Source organism: Collimonas sp. OK307, assembly GCF_900113705.1.
Classification (GTDB): Bacteria; Pseudomonadota; Gammaproteobacteria; order Burkholderiales; family Burkholderiaceae_D; genus Collimonas.
The window spans coordinates 63117-84056 of record NZ_FOQI01000019.1 but is presented as its reverse complement, the minus strand read 5'-3'; the positions used below and the strand labels follow the sequence as shown (position 1 = coordinate 84056).

Here is a 20940-nt window from a genome sequence, read left to right as displayed (position 1 = left end):
TTTCTCCGGTTTTACAGGGTGGGCACGCTTTTGTGCCCACCCTACGATTGCAATTAGTGAGAATGTTTTGGCACTGCCGAACCACGGCAACCAACCAGGAAATCGAAATCGCAGCCTTCGTCGGCTTGCAATACCCGGTCGATATACAAGCGCTGGTACCCGCTGTGTGCGGTCACGGTTTCCGCGTTCACTATTGCTCTTGCTGTCTGGCGCTGCGCCATTTCGGCATCGCTGATATCCAGGTGCAAGCGCCCTGCTTCGCAATCCAGTTCGATCCAGTCGCCGTCCTGCACAATTCCCAGCGGTCCGCCGGCAGCAGCTTCTGGCGCCACGTGCAGGACCACGGTACCGTAAGCGGTACCGCTCATGCGGGCATCGGATATCCGCACCATGTCTTTGATGCCCTTCGCCAGCAACTTCGGCGGCAAGCCCATGTTGCCGACTTCGGCCATGCCGGGATAACCTTTCGGCCCGCAATTCTTCATCACCAGCACCGAGCTGGCATCGACATCCAGTTCCGGATCGTTGATACGCGCTTTGTAATGCGCAAAATCTTCGAACACCACCGCCTTGCCGCGATGCTTCATCAGTTCCGGCGAGGCGGCGGATGGTTTGAGTACCGCACCGCGCGGCGCCAGGTTGCCGCGCAAGATGCAAATACCACCATCGGCGATCAGGGGCTTGTCGATGACACGGATCACTTCGTCGTTGTAGATAGGCGCGTCCTGGTTATTCTCCCAGAGCGATTTGCCGTTCACCGTCAAGGCGTCCTTGTGCGGCAACAGCCCCGCTTCACCCAGGCGGCGCAGTACGCCGGGCAAACCGCCGGCGTAGTAAAACTCTTCCATCAGGAAACGGCCGGACGGCTGCAAATCAACCAGCGTCGGCGTGCCGCGCCCGATTTTTGTCCAATCTTCCAATTCAAGCGGGACGCCGATACGCGCAGCAATCGCTTTCAAATGAATCACGGCATTAGTCGAACCGCCGATGGCGGCGTTGACCCTGATCGCGTTTTCAAATGCAGCACGGGTCAAAATTTTCGACAGCCGCAAGTCTTCCCACACCATGTCGACAATCCGCATGCCCGACATGTGCGCCAGCACATAACGGCGCGCATCGACTGCCGGAATCGCAGCATTGTGCGGTAACGAAGTACCCAGCGCCTCAGCCATGCAAGCCATGGTGGAAGCAGTGCCCATGGTGTTGCAGGTACCGGCCGAGCGCGACATGCCGGATTCGGCTGCCAGGAATTGATGCATGCTGATCTGACCGCCTTTGACCGCCTCGCTCAGTTGCCAGACCGCAGTGCCGGAACCGAGATCCTTGCCTTCGTGCTTGCCGTTCAGCATCGGGCCGCCGGTGACTACAATCGCCGGGATATCGCAGCTGGCCGCGCCCATAAGCAGCGCCGGCGTGGTCTTGTCGCAGCCGACCAGCAGTACTACCGCGTCCATCGGATTACCGCGTATCGATTCCTCCACATCCATGCTGGCGAGATTACGGGTCAGCATGGCGGTTGGCCGCAAATTCGATTCGCCGTTGGAGAACACCGGGAACTCCACCGGGAATCCGCCTGCTTCATAAATGCCGCGTTTGACGTGTTCGGCAATCTTGCGGAAGTGCGCGTTGCATGGTGTCAGCTCGGACCAGGTATTGCAGATGCCGATGATCGGCTTGCCCTGAAACTCATGATCTGGAATTCCCTGGTTCTTCATCCAGCTGCGGTACATCATGCCGTTCTTGTCGTTGCTGCCAAACCATTCGGCGGACCGGAGCGGGCGTTTTTTATCGACAGTCATCTTTGGCTTCCTTTTGAATTGTCTGGGCGGCATCCTTCCGCACCGGGGCAGATGCCGCTATAAAAATGAAATCTGGAAAATCGCCAGCTGCGGATAAATCATCCGCAGCGGCATTGCAGTGGTTCTATTTGTTCTTGTTGTAGACGTCGACAAATACTGCAGCCAGCAATACCAGGCCCTTGATCACCTGCTGATAATCGATACCGATGCCCATGATCGACATGCCGTTGTTCATCACGCCCATCACGAAAGCACCGATCACCGCGCCCATCACCTTGCCGACGCCGCCGGATGCAGAGGCGCCGCCGATGAAGCAAGCTGCAATTACATCCAGCTCAAAACCGGTACCGGCTTTAGGCGTAGCCGTATTGAGGCGCGCTGCAAAAATCAAACCCGCCAGCGCAGCCAGCATGCCCATGTTGATGAAGGTGTAAAACGATACCCGCGATGTCTTGATACCGGACAGCTTGGCAGCCTTCTCGTTACCGCCGACTGCATAAATGCGGCGTCCGATGGTGGTACGGTTGGCGATAAAGGTGTACACCACCATCAGCAGGAACATGATGATCAGCACGTTCGGCATGCCTTTATAAGACGCCAGCAGGTAACTGAAGAAAATGATGACGGCGGCAAACACCGCGTTCTTCAAGATGAAGAACACATAAGGCTCATCTTCCATGCCGTGCCTGGTTTGCTTGTTACGGGCGCGGACTTTGACGAAAATCATGACGGCGGCGACTACGACGCCTACCAGCAACGAAGTGATGCGCAAATCGGCCGCACTGAAAATATCGGGGATGAAACCCGAGCTCAGCATCTGGAAATCGTCAGGGAACGGCCCTATCGATTGCCCTTGCAGCAGCGCCAGCGTCAATCCCTTGAACACCAGCATGCCGGCCAGGGTGACGATGAATGAAGGAATCTTGAAAAACGCCACCCAATATCCCTGTGCCGCGCCGATTACGCCGCCAGCCAGGATGCAAAGGATGCTGGCCAGTACGAAATTCATGTGCAGGTTGACAATCAGCACCGCCGCCAGCGCACCGATGAAACCGACCACCGATCCCACCGACAAGTCTATATGGCCGGCCACGATCACCATCAGCATACCCAGCGCCATGATGACGATGTAGCTGTTCTGCAGCACCAGGTTGGTCAGGTTCAGCGGCTCCATCAGGGTGCCGTTGGTCATATACTGGAAAAACGCCATGATCGCGATCAGCGACATGAGCATGCCGTATTCGCGCATGTTGTTTTTCAGGAAGCCGCTGTATTCCTTTTGTTCGGCTGCGGGCTGGGGCCGGTTTTCGCTGGCTGCCGGCGCGATGATATCGTTGTTCATTTCAGTTCTCTCCGTTCTTCACATTCCGTACTATTGCGCGCATGATTTTTTCCTGGGATGCTTCCGCGGCCGTCAGTTCGCCGACAAATTTTCCCTCGTTCATGACATAGATACGGTCGCACATGCCCAGCAGTTCCGGCATTTCCGATGAAATCATGATGATGCATTTCCCTTCCCTGGCCAGCTGGTCGATGATGGTATAGATCTCATATTTGGCGCCGACGTCGATGCCGCGCGTCGGTTCATCCAGGATCAGCACATCGGGGTTGGAAAACAGCCATTTGCTGAGCACTACTTTCTGCTGGTTGCCGCCGGACAGGTTCAGCACTTTCTGGAATACGTTCGAGCAGCGGATCTTCAACTGGCGCCGGTAATCCGCGGCGACCGAATACTCGCGCCCTTCGTCGATCACGCTCCTGTCGGCCACGCCGTCGAGGTTGGCCAGCGTAATATTCTTCTTGATGTCCTGGTCCAGGATCAGGCCGTAGCCTTTGCGGTCTTCAGTGACATAGGCGATGCCGTTGTCGATGGCTTTTTGCACCGTGCCGACGTCGATTTCCTTACCACGCAAAAATACCTTGCCGCTGATGCGCTGGCCGTAGGCACGGCCGAAAATGCTCATCGCCAGTTCGGTTCGGCCGGCGCCCATCAAGCCGGCGATACCGACGATTTCACCTTTCCTGACATGGAAATCAACGCCCTTGATGACCTGGCGTTCCGGATGTATCGGGTGATGTACTTGCCATTGCCTGACTTCGAAAATGGTCTCGCCGATATCCGGCGTGCGCTTGGGATAACGATCCGCCATTTCGCGTCCGACCATGTTCTGGATGATGCGGTCTTCACTAATCACTTCTTTGTGGCAGTCCAGCGTATCGACCGTGGAACCGTCGCGCAGGATCGTGATCGAATCCGCGACTTTGGAAATTTCATTGAGTTTGTGCGAAATCAGGATCGAGGAAATGCCCTGCGCCTTGAGCTCCAGCAGCAAATCCAGCAAGGCGTCGCTATCGCTTTCATTCAGGCTGGCGGTGGGTTCGTCCAGGATCAGCAATTTAACCTGCTTCGATAGCGCCTTGGCGATTTCAATCAGTTGCTGCTTGCCGACTCCCAGGTTGGTGATCAGCGTGCTGGGCGATTCCTTCAGGCCCACTTTCGCCAACAGTTCCTTGGTCTTGGCGTATGAAAGCTCCCAGTCGATCACGCCGTTCACAGCTTGCTCGTTGCCGAGGAAAATATTCTCTGTAATCGACAGCAGCGGCACCAGCGCCAGTTCCTGATGGATGATGATGATGCCGATTTCTTCACTGTCTGCGATGCCGTCGAACTGCCGCGCCTTCCCTTCGAAATGAATCTCGCCGGTGTAGGACCCGTGCGGATAGACACCGCTCAGCACTTTCATCAAGGTGGATTTTCCGGCGCCGTTTTCGCCGACCACGGCGTGGATTTCGCCGTTACGGACCGCCAGGTTGACATTGTCTAATGCTTTTACTCCCGGGAATGTCTTCCCGATCCCGCGCATTTCCAGGATGGTTTCCATCTATTGTTACCTCGCTTACCTCAAACCTTCGCCAGCGCCTGACTCCGGGACCTTGCAATGCATTCGTGCACATTGCAAGGTCCGGCCAAACAAGACTCTTTGTCGCTACGTATTGCTACGTCCAGCCGACACTTATTTGATCTGGGCTTCGGTGTAATAGCCGCTGCCGATCAGTACTGGCTTCCAGTTGGAGACATCGACGCTGACTGGCTTCAACAGGTAGGAAGGCACGATCTTGACGCCATTGTTATAGGTCTTGGTATCGTTGATGGCAGGCGCTTTTCCGCTCAACATGGCGTCAACCATGCCGACCGTTACCTTGGCCAGTTCACGTGTGTCCTTGAACACAGTCTGGCGCTGCTCGCCGCGCACGATGGATTTCACGGAAGGGACTTCGGCGTCCTGGCCGGTCACCACTGGCATCGGCGACTTCGGTGTGCCGTAGCCTACACCTTTGAGCGACGACAGGATGCCGATGCTGATGCCGTCATACGGCGACAGCACTGCGTCCACATGGGCGTTGCCGTAGTAAGCGCTAAGCAGGTTATCCATGCGCGCCTGGGCTACCGCGCCATCCCAGCGCAAGGTCGAAACCTTGTCCATGCCGGTCTGCTTGCTGCGCACTACCAGCTTGCCTTTATCGATGTACGGCTGCAGTACCGACATCGCGCCGTTGTAGAAGAAAAAGGCATTGTTATCGTCAGCCGAACCGCCGAACAGTTCGATATTGAACGGACCCTTGCCGCCCTTCAGGTCCAGCGCTTTTTCGATATAGCCGGCTTGCAGGACACCGACCTGGAAATTGTCGAAGGTAGCGTAGTAGTCGACGTTCTTGGAGTTCCGAATCAGACGATCGTAGGCAATGACCTTGACGCCTTTGTCGGCGGCTTTTTGCAGGGCATTCGACAATGTGGTGCCGTCAATCGCGGCGATCACCAAGACCTTTACGCCTTTGGTAATCATGTTTTCGATCTGCGCCAGCTGGTTCGGGATGTCATCCTCGGCATACTGCAGATCGGTCTTGTAACCTTTTTCCTTGAATACCTTGACCATGTTGTCGCCGTCTGCAATCCAGCGCGCGGATGATTTAGTCGGCATCGAAATGCCGATCGGACCCTTCTCCTGCGCACCCGCCTGCGATACCAGGCCGAACACGCCAATCATCAATCCAACAATCGTCGTTTTAATCATTCTCACAGCTTGTCTCCTTTAGTTATTTTGATCTTGGGTCAGAACATTGTGAAGCGCTTGCGTTAATTGACTTAACTAATTAGTACTCATGTGACCGGTTGCCGAATGGCTGGTGACTGCATATTATTCATATTGCAGACAAGCAACCATCAATATAGACCCAATATAGATCCTCTACCGCTGAATCTCCTCGCCATGTTACGAACATCAGTGATATCAAACAAATGAATTTTTTCGTGACTTCGATATCTTTTTCAATATCAAAATAGTGAAGGGGAAAATTCTACGGAAGCCTTTCCACCATCAATCACAAGAGAATAAATACCGATGCCAGTGTAAAAACACTTGGCTGGTCTTACTAATCACTTTTTTATCGCAACCGATATCCATTCCGATATCAGTCGTTTTGAGGGGAGATGTTGTACAAGGTGAATTTGACTGACTTGGCGGATATTTCAGGACCAGCTGCGGTAGTAATCGTCGCTGCGTACTGCGGGGATGAAACCGTTGATGTTTGCGGCAGTATTGTTTGGCTGGCTGATCGTCGGCGGCGCGTTGATCAATGCGCTGGTGTTGCGCGTACTCGCCTGACGTGACTTGCGGACGGGGCAACCCAGCCCCGCCCGTACTGCTTACTATATATAACTACTTACTTGCCAATCTTTGCCACAATCAGAACTTGTGACGCAAGCCTACGCGCAATACGTTTTGGCTGCTATCGTCCGCCGGCGAGTTGGAGTATGCACCGTTGATCACGCCTGGATTAATGACGTCGTTGGCGCGCTGATTGCTGTACATCGCGTACACGTCAGTGCGTTTCGACAGGTAGTAATCCACCCCGAGGTTCAACTGAGTCGTCTTGCCCTTGGTCGGACCAAGAGTTTTACGGCTGATATCGGCACGGTCGTAAATCACGCTTGCCAGCAGATGCAGGTTACCCGACAGCGCATAATCCACGCCCAGATCGAAGATGTTGGCTTTGGTTGCAGTGGTGATATTGACCAGGCCGGTTGCCGCCAATGCTGTCGCCAACGGACGCTTTGTCTGCGACCATGCACCGTAGATCTTGGCCGGGCCGGCTTGGTAGCTGGCGCCGAGGGTGAAGGTTTTCAGATCAGTATCGCCAGCCGAAGCCGGGGGTGCGTCAACAGCCAGTTTGGTCTCAAAATAAGCCAGGCCGATACCGAATGGGCCGTTCGCATAGTTAGCACCCAGACCGAAAGCTTCGCCGACCGTCCTTCGACCGGCAGCCTCACCGAAACCGTAGAACAAGCTGCCGTTGAAACCGCTGTAATTAGCGCTGTCGTAGCGGATTGAATTACTGGTGCGGGTGCCGGAGATGCGGTCCAGATTGTTGAAGTGGCCGCCTTTGACGCCGTTGCCGCCGAATGTCTGCACCGACGTATACTTGTTGCCGATGTCTTCCAGATAATCGGTTTGACGACCGATGGTGACAGTACCGAAGCTGCCGGACAGGCCGACTACCGATTTACGGTCAAACAATGTATTGGCAGTGGCCAGGGAGCCGTCGTCAGCGTTGAAACCGTTTTCCAGTTGGAAAATCGCCTTCAAGCCGCCGCCCAGATCTTCCGATCCCTTGAAGCCGATGCGGGAAGTCGACAAATCGCCGGAATCGACGCTGAAACGGCTATTGTTTTTCGGGCCGACTTTGCTGGTGTACGTCAGGCTGGCATCAACCACGCCGTAGATGGTGACGTTGGTTTGTGCTTGTGCATTAGCGCCGATCAGGCCGAGGGCGGCTAATGCGAATACGGTCTTTTTCATTTCTTCCCTTTGTTAATGTATAAACAATCCTATTTCGATGTCCTGCCTGAAGATTTTCACAACACGTGTTACAGGTGTTACTAATTGTTACAAGCTGAACGGCGTAGATATTACCTATCCACAAGGAAATTGCATTGATTTTTGATGATCTATTGAAAAGAAATTAAAATTTAATGGATGTTGATGATTTATGTTGTTTTTTAACAGCCGTTTATGACATTTGTGACTTGGCATATGCGTTATTCAACTAAGCGTATAGTGAAAGGCATCGGCAGCACGCACTGATCGGGCATCGCCGAAAAGTATTTCATCCCAGCATCAACATCGATCGCTCAATCAATTAATCAATTAAGCAATTGATCGATACCAGTTTGTTGTTCCATCTGACAAGAAGGGAAATGCCATGCTTAAAGCCGTTGGATATGCCGCGCAGACTGCGCAAACACCTCTTGCCCCGTTCAGTTTCGATCGCCGCCAACCGGGGCCCCACGATGTCCAGATCGAGATACTGTTTTGCGGGGTATGCCATTCCGATTTGCATACCGTACGTAACGAGTGGCACAACACCGTATACCCGGCGCTGCCGGGGCATGAAATAGTCGGCCGGGTAACCAAGGTCGGAGAGCACGTCAGACACTTCAAGGCTGGCGATCTGGCCGGCGTCGGCTGCATGGTCGACTCCTGCCAACACTGTCCGAGTTGCGCCGAAGGGCTGGAGCAGTATTGCGAAAATGGCTTCACCGGCACTTATAACGCTCCGGACAAGCATAATGGTGGCGTGACTTATGGTGGTTATGCCAACAATATCGTAGTCGACGAAAAATTTGTCTTGCGCATCTCAGACAAACTTGATCCGGCTGGCGCGGCGCCGCTGCTGTGTGCCGGCATCACCACTTATTCACCATTGCGGCATTGGAAAGTTGGCAAAGGACATAAGGTCGGCATCGTCGGTTTGGGCGGGCTGGGTCATATGGGCGTGAAGATCGCCCACGCGATGGGGGCGCATGTGGTGTTGTTTACTACGTCGCCGAACAAGATCGACGATGCGTTGCGCCTGGGTGCCGACGAAGTCGTGATTTCCAAGGATCCGAAGCAGATGGAGGCACACGCCAACAGTTTTGACTTCATCCTCAATACCGTGGCTGCTCCGCACAACCTGGATGCGTTCCTGAATCTGCTGAAGCGCGACGGCGCCATGACGCTGGTAGGTGCGCCGGCCGAATCGCATCCGTCGCCCAACGTGTTCAACCTGATCATGAAGCGGCGCACCCTGGCCGGATCGCTGATCGGCGGCATCAAGGAAACCCAGGAAATGCTGGATTTCTGCGCAGAGCACGGGATCGTCTCGGATATCGAAATGATCGCCATCCAGGATATCAACCAGGCTTATGAGCGGATGTTGAAGAGCGATGTCAAATATCGCTTTGTGATTGATATGGCGTCATTGCAGTCAGACGCCGCAGCTGCCTGAGCTGGCAGAGCTCGCCATCCAGTCGCGAATCGACGACATAGTGATCTGGGGTCAACTTTCGCAGGTTTGTTTCTTTTTGTTTTACAGCTTCTGCTCCGTGGTCCACTAAGCGGGGTCAGAGTGAAGTTTCGGCGGTAAACCATACCGAAAGTTCACTCTGACCCCGGTTAGTTCGGGCTGCTCGTCGCATAGACCGTAAAAATCAGAAAGTCAGGGTCTTCACGCCGTCTGGCGTTCCCAGCAGACAAATGTCAGCGCCCTTTTCTGCAAACAGGCCGACCGTCACCACGCCGGTGATCTGGTTGATTTGCCGTTCCATTTCCACCGGATCGGTGATTCTCAGGTCGACCATATCGATTATCACGCAACCATTGTCGGTAATCAGCGGCTTGCCATCCTTGAAGCGCAAACGCGGCTCGCCGCCCAGTTTGATCAGCTTGCGCGCCACCACCGCCTGCGCCATCGGGATCACTTCAACCGGCAACGGGAACTTGCCGAGTACTTTGACCAGCTTGGAACCGTCGGCGATGCAGATGAATTTCTCGGCTACCGAGGCGACGATTTTTTCGCGCGTCAGGGCTGCGCCGCCGCCTTTGATCATCGCACCCTGCTCCGTGATTTCGTCGGCGCCGTCGATGTAGACCGGCATGGTCGCGACCTGGTTCAGGTCGTAGACTTCGATGTCGTGCGCCCGCAGACGTGCGGCAGTCGCTTCCGATGAAGCCACGGCGCCCTTGATCCGGTGCTTGATCTTGGCCAGTTCGTCGATGAAGAAATTGGCGGTGGAGCCGGTGCCGACGCCGACAATCTGGCCATCCACCACGTATTTGATTGCTTCGCGGGCAACAGCTTGTTTGAGTTCGTCCTGGGTCATGGCAGTCATGGCTTTGTCTTGAAAAAGAGGTAAAGACGCTATTTTAACCAAACGGCGGGACGAATTTGAAAAACAAAGCCGTCACTCCTCCATCTTAATGATTTTCATCGGGTTGCTGTTCCATCGTTTCACGCAGCGCGATTTGCAACTTCGAATGCAATTTCACAAAACGTTGCCACAACACCAGCACCAGTGCCGCCGCACCGATCAGCACCAGGATCAGCAGATTGGTTGGCGGCAGGATCCGGCTGCTGAGCGCGGCGATCATCAACATGATGCCAATGATGGATACCACCGGAATCACCTCGGCAATCACGCGCCGCACCGCATGGCTATGGGCACCAGCCCATTCCGGCTTGACGCTGATCTCTGCCAGCAACATGCCTAGCGCATGCAACTTGCGATAAGTTGCAATCAGGAAAGGCAATGAAATCAGCAGCGCTCCGCCCCACACTATCGCATTCTGAATCTGCTCATCCGCCACCCACGCCGACATGCTGTTGCCGAGCGTCTGGGCAAAATAGCCGCCGATGATGAAAATCGCCACCACCAGCGCCAGGTTCACCACCACCTGCATCAGGATGCGACGAATAATGCGCGACAACTCAGCGCGGTCGCCTTGCGGTTGCAAGCTATCGAGCCAGGTTGAATACATACCGAATACCGACGCCACTTTCTCCGGCATGGCCTTCGCCAGGCGGTTTGATAGTGGATCGGCCAGCTTGATCAGGTACGGCGTCAGCAAAGTGGTCACGGCAGATACCGCTACCACGGTCGGGTACAGGAAATCGCTGGTGACTTTCAAGCTGACACCCAGCGCCGCAATGATGAAAGAGAATTCGCCGATCTGCGACAGGCCCATGCCGACCCGCATTGAAGTGCGGCCGTCATGGCCCGACAAGAAGGTCGCCAGGCCGCAGCTGATGACCTTGCCCAAGACCACCGCCACCGTAATCACACCAATCGGCAGCCAGTATTGAGCAAGTATGGAAGGATTGAACAACAGGCCGATGGCCACGAAAAAGATGGCGCTGAACATGTCGCGCACCGGTTCGATCAGGCGTTCGATCTGATGCAGGTGGCGCGACTCGGCCATCACGGCGCCGATAATGAATGCGCCCAACGCCACGCTGTATTGCAGTTTCATGACCAGCAAACAGAAGCCGAAGCACAGGCCGAGCACAGTCACCAGCAACATCTCCTTGCTCTTGAATTTGGCGACATAGTCGAGCAGGCGTGGAATGATCAGGATGCCCGCCACCAGCGAAACAATCATGAACAACACCAGCTTGCCGATGGTAACCGCAGCATCGCCGGCATCCACCGAACCGCTGGTCGCCACACCTGACAGCAATGCGATCATGCCGATCGCCAGCACATCCTCGACAATCAGGATGCCGAAAATCAGCTGCGCGAATTTCTCGCGCTTCATGCCCAGCTCGTTGAGCGCCTTGACGATGATGGTGGTGGACGATACCGACAGCATGGCGCCGAGGAATACCGCATCCATCTGCTTCCAGCCGAAATAAATACCGATCTCGTATCCGACCCACAGCATCAGCGTGATCTCCGCCAGGGCCGCCACAAAGGCGGTGGCGCCAACCTTGCCGAGTTTCTTCAGGCTGAATTCCAGGCCCAGTGAAAACAACAGGAAGATCACGCCAAGTTCCGCCAGGATCTGGATCGTGCGTTCATCGGTGATTAGCGAAAATGGTGGCGTATGCGGTCCGATGATGACGCCGGCGACGATATAACCAAGCACCACCGGCTGCTTGAAACGGTTGAACAGCACCGTAACAACACCGGCGATCAACATGATCACGGCCAGATCCTGGATAAACATTTCTACCGCATGGTGCATTGGCAAGTTCCGAAGTAAGCAAATGGGAGAGATTACTGTAGGGTGGGCACGCCTTTGTGCCTACGCATGACCGCGATAACCGGAGTACGGGCCCCGTGGACAGGTACCTGGGACGAGTTCACGCGTGGGCGCAAAGGCGTGCCCACCCTACGCAGCTTGTTATTTTGCAATTATATAGTGTGCCGACCCGTGCCAACCCGTTAGCGTGTCCGCACTACGCCACTCAATCGTCGTGATTGGGATCCAGCTCAGGGAATAACACTTCGGTAAAACCGAAGCGGGTGAAATCCTTGATCCGCATCGGATACAGGATGCCATTCAAGTGATCGGTTTCATGCTGCACCACGCGTGCATGAAAATCATCGACGTCGCGACTGATGCGCGCGCCAGACTGATCGAAGCCTTCGTAATGCAAGCGCATCCAGCGCGGTACCACGCCGCGCATGCCGGGCACAGACAGGCAACCTTCCCAGCCATCTTCAACGTCGTCCGATAACGGCGTCAACACCGGATTGATCAGCACGGTCTCCGGCACTGCCGGTGCGTCCGGGTAGCGGACATTATTCTTGAAACCGAAGATCACCACCTGCAGGTTGACGCCGATCTGCGGCGCCGCCAGACCGGCGCCGTTGGCGGCATGCATCGTATCGAACATGTCAGCGATCAGCGCCTCCAGTTCCGGCGTATTGAACGCGGTGACCGGCTCTGCTTGGCGCAACAGGCGGGGGTCGCCCATCTTCAGGATTTCACGAACGGTCATGGCGTCGGCTTTACGGTGTGATTATTTATATTGTTTCAGGTATTCGGCAAATTCGGCGCCGGTCTCGGGATGCTTCAGGCCCATCGCCAATGTCGCTTTCAGATAACCCAGCTTGGAACCGCAATCATAGCGCTGTCCGGCGTAACGATAGGCTAACACTCGCTCGCTTTTCATCAAGGCGGCGATGCCGTCGGTCAGCTGGATTTCGCCGCCGGCGCCCTTGCCCAGGCCTTCCAGGCAATCGAAAATGCCATTGGTCAGCACATAACGCCCGACCACGGCGAGAGTTGAAGGCGCTTCTTCAGGCCGCGGTTTCTCGACGATGCTGTTGACCTTTTCCAGATCGGTCTTGTACGGGTCGATGCTGACGATCCCGTATTGCCTGGTATCGGCACGCGGCACATCTTGCACTGCCAGCATGCTGGATTTTTCGGTGGCGAAGATATCGGTCATCTGCGCCAGCACCGGCTTGTGTCCGGCCGCAACATCCATGAAATCGTCCGCCAGCAGGACCGCGAAAGGATCATCGCCAACCACTGGACGCGCGCATAACACGGCATGTCCGAGACCGAGCATTTCGGACTGGCGGATAAAAATGCAGTTGATATGTTTCGGAATGACGTTTTGCACCAGCTCCAGCAAGCGATCCTTGCCCGCCGCTTCCAATTCGGTTTCCAGTTCATAGGCCTTGTCGAAGTGATCCTCGATCGCCCGTTTGTTGCGGCCGGTAATGAACACCATGTCCGTGATGCCGGCGGCAACCGCCTCTTCCACTGCATACTGGATCAACGGTTTGTCGACGATTGGCAGCATTTCTTTCGGTTGCGCCTTGGTGGCAGGCAGAAATCGGCTGCCCAGGCCGGCAACGGGAAATACTGCTTTTCTAATTTTGCTCATGTTCGTTTCCTTGTTCGCTTTCTAAAAGAGCGCGAAGTGCATCTTCATCCAGGATCGGGATGTTCAACTCTTCCGCTTTAGTGAGTTTGCTGCCGGCCTCGGCGCCCGCCACCACATAACTGGTCTTCTTGGAAACCGAGCCCGTCACCTTGCCGCCGGCCGCCTCAATCATGGCAGCGGCAGCATCGCGGGTCAGGGTCGGCAGGCTGCCGGTCAGCACGAAGGTCTTACCTAACAAGAACTTTGACGCCGTTTCGGCCGGCAAGTTCTCCGGCCAGTGAATTCCGGCTGCCCGCAATTGTTCAACCAACTCTCGATTCAGCGGATCGGCAAAGAAAGCGAGCAATGATCGTGCCACCACCGGGCCGATATCGGCGACTTCCAACAGTTGCTCTTCAGAAGCCTGCAACAGTCCATCTATACTGCCGAAATGCGTCGCCAGCTCTTTCGCTGTTGCCTCGCCGACATGGCGGATACCGAGCGCATAAATGAAACGGCCCAGGGTGGTCGATTTGGATTTTTCAAGCGCCGACAATACATTCTGGGCTGATTTGTCGGCCATGCGTTCCAGCGCGGCCAGTTTCACCAATCCCAATTTATACAGATCGGCCGCGGTGTAAATGAGTTGGCGATCGACCAGTTGTTCGATCAATTGATCGCCCAGGCCTTCAATGTCCATCGCCCGGCGCGATGCAAAATGTTGCAAGCCACCCTTGCGCTGCGCGGCACACTTCACCCAGCCGCCGGAGCAGCGCGCGATAGCTTCATCTTCCAGCTTGACGATGGCAGAGCCGCAAATCGGGCACTCGGTTGGCATGACAAACGGTTGCGCATTCACCGGCCGCAACTCCGGCACAAACGAAACCACTTCCGGAATCACATCGCCGGCACGCCGCACAATCACCGTGTCGCCGATATGTATATCCTTGCGCCGTACTTCATCTTCATTGTGCAAGGTGGCATTGGTTACCGTAACACCGCCGACAAACACCGGCGCCAGGCGTGCCACCGGAGTGACAGCGCCGGTGCGGCCGATCTGCACTTCGATATCCAGCACCTGGGTGGTGGCTTCTTCGGCCGGGAATTTATGCGCCAGCGCAAAGCGCGGCGCGCGCGATACGAATCCTAAAGTCTGCTGTTGCAGCAGGCGATTCACTTTATAGACAACGCCATCGATTTCGTATGGCAGTTGCGGTCGCTTGCTGCCGATGCCGCGGAAAAATTCCAGCAGGCCGGCAGCACCTTTGACTACGCCGCGTTCCTTGCATACCGGCAGTCCGAGCTGGCTATACCAATCCAGCAGTGCCGAGTGCGATGGCGGCATCTCGGCGCCATCCAGCGCGCCGATGCCGTAGGCGAAAAAGCGCAAAGTGCGCTGTGCCGTGATACGTGAGTCGAGTTGCCGCAAACTGCCGGCCGCGGCATTGCGTGGATTGGCGAATTCTTTCATTTCCGCCTCGCGCTGGCGGGCGTTGAGCTTGGCGAAATCTTCCTTGAACATCAGCACTTCGCCACGCACGTCCAGCACCTTCGGCGGCTGGTCGGTATGCAACCGCAACGGGATTGCGCGCACGGTGCGGATATTGGCGGTGACGTTTTCACCGGTAGTGCCGTCGCCGCGGGTGGCGGCCTGCACCAGCACGCCATCCTCGTAGCGCAAATTGATGGCCAGCCCGTCAAACTTCAACTCGGCGGCGTATTCAATCTCGGTATCAGTCTGGGTATCGAGACCATCCCTGACGCGACGGTCGAACTCGACAATATCGTTGTCTTCAAAACCGTTACCCAAGGACAGCATCGGAATCGAGTGCGTAACCTGCTCGAATAACGGCAGCGGTGCAGCGCCGACCCGCTGAGTCGGTGAATCCGGCGTATTGAGTTCTGGATGCGCTTGTTCCAGCGCTTGCAATTCGCGGAATAGCTGATCGTACTCGGCATCAGGAATCGACGGATTATCGAGTACGTAATAAGAATGGTTATGGCGGTTTAATTCAGCCGCCAGCCAGGCGGCGCGCAGGCGCCATTCGGCGGCATCGGGAGCAGTTCCCGGGCCACCAGCTTGAGATAAAGGAGAAGGCATAATTAACTGAATAGACGCAAAGCCCGAGTCGAACCGGCTGGAATTTCAGCGGCATCCATTTCACGGTAGAAGGCATCGACCTGACCGGCAATCTCGGCCAGCTGCACATCGGCCAGCGGCTGGTTGCTGTCATCGACCAGCACCCCGCCAAGACGCGCAGCCAGCGAACGCGCGCATGCCACCATCGCGCCATAACCGTCGCGGTCGGGAGCAACCCGCGGCACGTCAAGCAACAGGGTCAGGCGGCTGGTGGTTTCCGCCACCGCGCTGGCATTGGTAGACAGCGAGAACAGCAGACCGCCCTCGCCATCCGACATCACCATACGGCCTTCCGGCCGGGCGTCGAAACCTTGACGTGTCAGTGCCGCCAGCAAGGTGCTGATCGCCCAAGGTGCGCCGTTGGACTGGATATTCACGCCCAGCTGCGCATCATGCTCGATCACAAACTGATGCAAACCACGCGCCGTGTGCATTACTTCCGACATGTCCGGCAGATCCGGTTCAGCGCCGAGGTCATCGGCGATCTGGCGTAAACGGGTCACCAGTTCGGAATACTCGATTTCATTCAGCGGATTGGTGCGATTGGCCAGCTGCACGCCAGCCAGCAAGGTGGTGTAGATGCCGCCATGCGCCACCGGCTCCCATTCGCCGTTGGCGTCTTCGCCGATGAAATGGATAGGCTTGTTGCCGACGTGACGCAAGGTTTGCAGTGCTGGCAACGCCTTGTCGCCGCGCACAGGTGCTTCCAGCGCCAGCGGAATGGCGCAATCGATCAGCTCGTCTACCGGCAAATCCTTGCGCGCGGCCGGCGCGGATGCAGATGCAGCCACCGGATTGCCGGCCACCGGACTGCCGGCCACCGGACTGCCAAGTTGCGGCTCGATTGCCTGCTGCTCAGCGCTTTGCTCCAGATCGTCATGCGGCAATGCCGACATATCGTCCGTATCGAGCTCGGGTTCAAACAGCTTTGGCTCATGACGCGCCGGCGCTTCGCCGTTTTCCTTGGCAGGAGCCTTCCCGGGAGTCATCAGAACATCGTCATGCGATCCGGAAAACGCCCGCTCAACGCTCTTCTTGGCTTTGTATTCCTGCCATTTATTGTAGGAAATGACGCCAACAAGAAACGCGCCTCCAATGATAAACAGGCTGGTTTGTAGATCTGTCATTCTGCTGATGCCTTAATAAGGAAAAAACACTTCTAAATTTGCGTAGGGTGGGCACCGGTGCCCACGCGTGACCTTTGATTCACTTCGGGTACCCGTTACGGGCGCCGCGTGGGCAAAAAAACCTGCCTACCCTACAACTGCACGCGCAGCAAACGTATGTTATCGCGCCAATTTTTACAATATATTGTAATAAAACCAGAAAATCAGCCTAGTGTCATCATAAAAGTTATCAAGCTGGAATTAAAGCGGGTTAAAGCCGATTTCAGCTAATCAAACTGCCGTTTTAGCATTAAGCCGGCACCGGGTCGCTGGCAAAACTTCTGGCCGCTTCCATATCGACCGCCACAATCCGCGATACGCCCTGCTCCTGCATCGTCACCCCGATCAACTGCTGCGCCATTTCCATCGCAATCTTGTTATGCGAAATGAACAGGAACTGGGTGTGGGCCGACATCCGCTTCACCATATTGCAGAACCGTTCGGTATTCGCATCGTCGAGGGGCGCGTCAACCTCGTCCAGCAAACAGAACGGCGCCGGATTCAGCTGGAACATCGAAAACACCAGGGCAGTCGCAGTGAGCGCTTTTTCACCGCCTGACAGCAAGTGAATCGTGGCATTCTTCTTGCCCGGCGGCTGCGCCATGACTTGCACGCCGGAATCGAGGATTTCGTCGCCGGTCATGATCAGCTTGGCCTGGCCGCCGCCGAACAGGATCGGGAACAGTTCGGCAAAATGCAGGTTGACCTTGTCGAAAGTGTCCTGCAACAGGTCGCGGGTTTCCTTGTCGATCTTGTGAATCGCATCCTGCAAGGTATTGATGGCCTCGGTCAGGTCGGCGTTTTGCGCATCCAGGAAATTCTTGCGTTCGGACGCTTGCGCCAGCTCATCCAGCGCCGCCAGATTGACTGCGCCCAGCGCGCCGATAGCGTTGGTCAGGCGCGTCACTTCGCCTTGCAGATAGGATGGCCGCATATCGGCAGTCAGCTTCTCGCTCAGGGCCGCTTCGTCAGCCTGCGCTTCGAGCAGCTGCTGCACGTATTGTTCCTGGTTCAGACGCGCCGCCTGCTCCTTCAATTGCAATTCCATGATGCGGTCGCGCTGCGGCTGCAGGCTGCGCTCGGCTTGCAGGCGGGTTTCTTCATGCTGGCGCAAATTCTGCGATACCTGGTCCAGTTCGTGCCGGGTATCGGCCAGCGCGCGTTCCTGCTCGCTGCGCTTGTCCAGCAAATCTTGCAAACCGGCTTGTGCAGCCTGGTCGTCCAGGCTTTCCAGCTCGAGATGGCCCTGCTGCATATTGGCGAACAACTGTGCCGCCTGCTCCAACGCGGTGGCGATGCTGCGCTTGAGTTCTTCGATCTTGTTGCGATGGGATTTTTCGGCAAATTCCGCCTCTTGCGCAGCGCGCTCCATCTCCCGCAGGCGCTGGCGGGCATCGTTGAGCTGTTGTTCCTTGCCCAGGTAATCGGTTTGTCCGTCTTCGTGCTTCTCTTGCAGTTCGGCCAACTCCATGTCGAGTTGCTCGAACTTGGCCTCCGATTCCATCTTGACTTGTTGCTGCTCGCTTTCCTGCGCCGCGATTTCAGCCAGATCGGAAGAAATTTGCGAACTGCGTTGATTGAAACGCTCCTGCAACTCGGACAATTTCATGACGTCGATCTGCAAGCCATGCACCGCCTGCGTCAGGCCGGTGTGGCGCTGGCGCATTTCCTGCAGGCGCTGGGTTGCCTGCGACAGCGCCGCTTCGGCACGCACCGAACGCGAACGCGCTTCGTCAGCCAGCATCTGCTGGGCGCGCAATTGCTTGGTGATGTTTTCGATTTCCTGCTGGCGCGCCAGCATGCCGTCCTGCTCCGAATCGGACGCATAGAAACGCACGCCGGTCTTGCTGATCACGTGACCCTGGCGCGTGACAAAGCTGGCGCCCAGCGGCAGTTTACTGCGCTCGGCGAATGCCGTTACCGTGTCGTCGGCAGCGTAAAAATTGTGCAGCCAATCCTGCATCAGCACGCGCAAACCCGGGTCGTTCAGTTGCAATAAGCTCAGGAATGGTTTGAGGCCGGCAGGTGTTTCGCTGTTGTCCGCATGCGCCACGCCGTTCGGCGAAAACAGGGCCAGCTTGGCCGGCGGCGCATCGTTGAAGAAGGCTTTGGCCCAATCAAGGTTCGACATTTCCAGGGCCGAAGTACGCTCGCGCAGCACTGACTCCAGCGCCGTTTCCCAGCCGCCGTCGATATGCAGTTTCTGCCACAAGCGCGGCAATCCTGCCAGTTCGTGTTTTTGCAGCCAGGGCTGGACCTTGCCTTCAGTCTGTACGCTTTCCTGCAATTGCTTGAGCGCCGTCAGGCGTGCTTCCAGCTGGGCGTTGTTGGCGCTCTCGGTATTGACTTGCTGCTGCGCGTTACGCCGTTCTTCTTCGAGGCGCGGCTGTTGTTCCTGCGCTTCTTCCAGTTGCATGCCGATCTCTTCCAGACCGGCCTGTTTCTCTTCCAGTTGCATGCGCAAATTGGTGAGGTGGGCGTTGTCCGGCAGGTTCAAGCCATTCTTTTCCTGCGCCAGCCGTTCACGCCGGCTGCTCAGGCCGTTCAGGATATTCGAGGCATTGCGCTGGTGGGTGGATTCCAGTTCGATCTGCTGCTGGATCTGCATGATCTTGCCGCGCGATTCAGTGCTCTTCAGTTGCGCTTCGCGCCAGCTTTGTTCCAACGCCGGCAACTGGTCATTGTGCTGCTGCGATGCCACCTGCGATTGCTCGACCCGCGCCGCCAGCTCTTCCAGATGCATCTCGGCCTCGACCAGGTCGTCCTGGAACTGGGTGCCCTGGCGTTGCCATTGATCGCGCTGCGCGGTCAATGAATTGAGTTGCGATTGCAGCCGGTTACGCGATTCGATAACAAATTTGATCTGCGCTTCCAGGCTGCCGATTTCGGAATTGGTCTGGTACAGATGGCCTTGCGCCTGATGCATGCGGTCGCCGGCGGCATAATGCGACTGGCGCATATGCTCCAGCTCGGTTTCGACATGGCGCAGCTTGGCGGTTTGTTCTTCCAGGTCGGTTTGGGCTTTTTCAATCTCGCGGAAATATTTTTCCTGCTCGGTCTTGGCTTCGTTCTTGCGCAACAGCCACAGCAGCTTTTGCTTTTCTTCCTGGTCGCCTTGCAACTCATGGAATTTTTGAGCGACCGCCGCCTGCGACTGCAGTTTCGCCAGATTCGCGTTAAGTTCACGCAGAATATCTTCAACCCGCACCAGGTTTTCGCGCGTGTCGTTCAGGCGATTCTCGGTTTCGCGGCGGCGTTCCTTGTACTTGGAAACACCGGCGGCCTCTTCCAGGAAAACCCGCAGTTCTTCGGGACGCGCTTCGATGATGCGCGAAATCATGCCCTGGCCGATGATCGCGTATGCGCGCGGGCCAAGGCCGGTGCCCATGAAAATATCCTGGATGTCGCGCCGCCGCACCGCCTGGTTGTTGATGTAATACGTCGACGTGCCGTCGCGCGTCAAAGTGCGCTTGACGGCGATTTCAGCATACTGGCTCCACTGCCCGGCCGCTTTGCCCAGACCGTTGTCGAATACCAGCTCAACCGATGAACGGCCGGCCGGCTTGCGATGTGAAGAGCCGTTGAAAATGACGTCCTGCATCGATTCGCCGCGCAACTCGGAAGCCTTGGACTCCCCCAAAACCCAGCGCACAGCGTCGATGATGTTGGACTTGCCGCAACCATTTGGCCCGACCACGCCGACCAGCTGGCCGGGGACCTGGAAATTGGTGGGATCAACGAAAGACTTGAATCCTGATAATTTAATGGAGGTTAAACGCACGTTATCGACAATTCTTATCAAAGTCGGCGAAAAAGCGGCCGTCACACTTAACACTATAAAAACGAGGAAAAACCTCGCAGGAGGTCGACATCATAACATTCCGTCCTGCCATATATACGATCTGATGACTGCTACGAGCGGGAAAGATTGACCTCAGGTTTGGGACCAAAGCATCAAAAAAGTTCAAGAAGACAATGGAAAGCTGAAAAAATCAGATCGAATCGGCGTTTTTCGCTCTCACTCACTCTCAAAACCGGGCAACGGCGGCAATCAAAGTCCCGCTTCTGTATATAATGCAAACAGAGCAGCTCAGGCAATAAGTCACATTTTGCGTGACTTATAGCCGCTTTTCCT

The 20940-nt window shown here is 56.0% G+C and carries 13 protein-coding genes; 1 reads left to right on the top strand and 12 read right to left on the bottom strand.

The window, feature by feature from the left end; all coding sequences use genetic code 11:
* Positions 1–53: 53 nt before the first annotated feature.
* The 5 genes from BM205_RS20725 to BM205_RS20705 all read right to left on the bottom strand — a co-directional run bounded on the left by BM205_RS20725 (position 54) and on the right by BM205_RS20705 (position 7657).
* Complete coding sequence (locus BM205_RS20725; RefSeq protein ID WP_092416757.1) at positions 54–1799, bottom strand: IlvD/Edd family dehydratase; 1746 nt, start codon at positions 1797–1799, stop codon at positions 54–56.
* A gap of 124 nt (positions 1800–1923) precedes the next feature.
* Positions 1924–3141, bottom strand: a complete 1218-nt coding sequence (gene mmsB, locus BM205_RS20720) for a multiple monosaccharide ABC transporter permease (RefSeq protein ID WP_092416756.1) — start codon at positions 3139–3141, stop codon at positions 1924–1926.
* A 1-nt stretch (position 3142) separates the two neighbouring features.
* On the bottom strand, positions 3143–4681 hold the full coding sequence (gene mmsA, locus BM205_RS20715; protein ID WP_092416755.1) for a multiple monosaccharide ABC transporter ATP-binding protein: 1539 nt from the start codon (positions 4679–4681) through the stop codon (positions 3143–3145).
* A 132-nt stretch (positions 4682–4813) separates the two neighbouring features.
* Positions 4814–5872, bottom strand: coding sequence for a multiple monosaccharide ABC transporter substrate-binding protein (chvE, locus tag BM205_RS20710; RefSeq protein WP_092416754.1), 1059 nt, complete (start codon positions 5870–5872; stop codon positions 4814–4816).
* 672 nt (positions 5873–6544) lie between these two features.
* Positions 6545–7657, bottom strand: coding sequence for a porin (locus BM205_RS20705; protein WP_092416753.1), 1113 nt, complete (start codon positions 7655–7657; stop codon positions 6545–6547).
* 403 nt (positions 7658–8060) lie between these two features.
* On the opposite strand from BM205_RS20705, the gene BM205_RS20700 reads away from it, so the two are divergent.
* Positions 8061–9128, top strand: a complete 1068-nt coding sequence (locus BM205_RS20700; RefSeq protein ID WP_092416752.1) for an NAD(P)-dependent alcohol dehydrogenase — start codon at positions 8061–8063, stop codon at positions 9126–9128.
* Positions 9129–9330: 202 nt separating this feature from the next.
* Here BM205_RS20700 and rpiA read toward each other — a convergent pair whose 3' ends face one another.
* The 7 genes from rpiA to smc form a co-directional block, all read right to left on the bottom strand.
* The gene (gene rpiA / locus BM205_RS20695) at positions 9331–10002 is read right to left on the bottom strand and encodes a ribose-5-phosphate isomerase RpiA (RefSeq protein WP_092416774.1); all 672 of its coding nucleotides are present in this window, start codon (positions 10000–10002) and stop codon (positions 9331–9333) included.
* A 94-nt stretch (positions 10003–10096) separates the two neighbouring features.
* Positions 10097–11863, bottom strand: coding sequence for a cation:proton antiporter (locus BM205_RS20690; RefSeq protein WP_092416751.1), 1767 nt, complete (start codon positions 11861–11863; stop codon positions 10097–10099).
* A gap of 223 nt (positions 11864–12086) precedes the next feature.
* Positions 12087–12623: a peptide deformylase gene (gene def / locus BM205_RS20685; protein WP_092416750.1), complete on the bottom strand. Its 537-nt coding sequence runs from the start codon at positions 12621–12623 to the stop codon at positions 12087–12089.
* Between the two features lie 21 nt (positions 12624–12644).
* Positions 12645–13520, bottom strand: a complete 876-nt coding sequence (gene galU / locus BM205_RS20680) for a UTP--glucose-1-phosphate uridylyltransferase GalU (RefSeq protein WP_092416749.1) — start codon at positions 13518–13520, stop codon at positions 12645–12647.
* Positions 13507–15600: an NAD-dependent DNA ligase LigA gene (gene ligA / locus BM205_RS20675; protein ID WP_092416748.1), complete on the bottom strand. Its 2094-nt coding sequence runs from the start codon at positions 15598–15600 to the stop codon at positions 13507–13509. The genes galU and ligA overlap by 14 nt, the downstream gene beginning before the upstream one ends.
* 2 nt (positions 15601–15602) lie before the next feature.
* Positions 15603–16766 carry a cell division protein ZipA C-terminal FtsZ-binding domain-containing protein gene (locus BM205_RS20670; RefSeq protein ID WP_092416747.1) on the bottom strand — a complete coding sequence of 388 codons (1164 nt, stop codon included), beginning with the start codon at positions 16764–16766 and terminating at the stop codon, positions 15603–15605.
* Positions 16767–17055: 289 nt separating this feature from the next.
* On the bottom strand, positions 17056–20586 hold the full coding sequence (smc, locus tag BM205_RS20665) for a chromosome segregation protein SMC (protein ID WP_092416773.1): 3531 nt from the start codon (positions 20584–20586) through the stop codon (positions 17056–17058).
* Positions 20587–20940 lie beyond the last annotated feature (354 nt).

Excerpts from the sequence above, each read along its gene's own strand:
- BM205_RS20725 (WP_092416757.1), bottom strand. The coding sequence starts at position 1,799 with ATGACTGTCGATAAAAAACGCCCGCTCCGGTCCGCCGAATGGTTTGGC.
- mmsB (WP_092416756.1), bottom strand. The coding sequence starts at position 3,141 with ATGAACAACGATATCATCGCGCCGGCAGCCAGCGAAAACCGGCCCCAG.
- mmsA (WP_092416755.1), bottom strand. The coding sequence starts at position 4,681 with ATGGAAACCATCCTGGAAATGCGCGGGATCGGGAAGACATTCCCGGGA.
- chvE (WP_092416754.1), bottom strand. The coding sequence starts at position 5,872 with ATGATTAAAACGACGATTGTTGGATTGATGATTGGCGTGTTCGGCCTG.
- BM205_RS20705 (WP_092416753.1), bottom strand. The coding sequence starts at position 7,657 with ATGAAAAAGACCGTATTCGCATTAGCCGCCCTCGGCCTGATCGGCGCT.
- BM205_RS20700 (WP_092416752.1), top strand. The coding sequence starts at position 8,061 with ATGCTTAAAGCCGTTGGATATGCCGCGCAGACTGCGCAAACACCTCTT.
- rpiA (WP_092416774.1), bottom strand. The coding sequence starts at position 10,002 with ATGACCCAGGACGAACTCAAACAAGCTGTTGCCCGCGAAGCAATCAAA.
- BM205_RS20690 (WP_092416751.1), bottom strand. The coding sequence starts at position 11,863 with ATGCACCATGCGGTAGAAATGTTTATCCAGGATCTGGCCGTGATCATG.
- def (WP_092416750.1), bottom strand. The coding sequence starts at position 12,623 with ATGACCGTTCGTGAAATCCTGAAGATGGGCGACCCCCGCCTGTTGCGC.
- galU (WP_092416749.1), bottom strand. The coding sequence starts at position 13,520 with ATGAGCAAAATTAGAAAAGCAGTATTTCCCGTTGCCGGCCTGGGCAGC.
- ligA (WP_092416748.1), bottom strand. The coding sequence starts at position 15,600 with ATGCCTTCTCCTTTATCTCAAGCTGGTGGCCCGGGAACTGCTCCCGAT.
- BM205_RS20670 (WP_092416747.1), bottom strand. The coding sequence starts at position 16,766 with ATGACAGATCTACAAACCAGCCTGTTTATCATTGGAGGCGCGTTTCTT.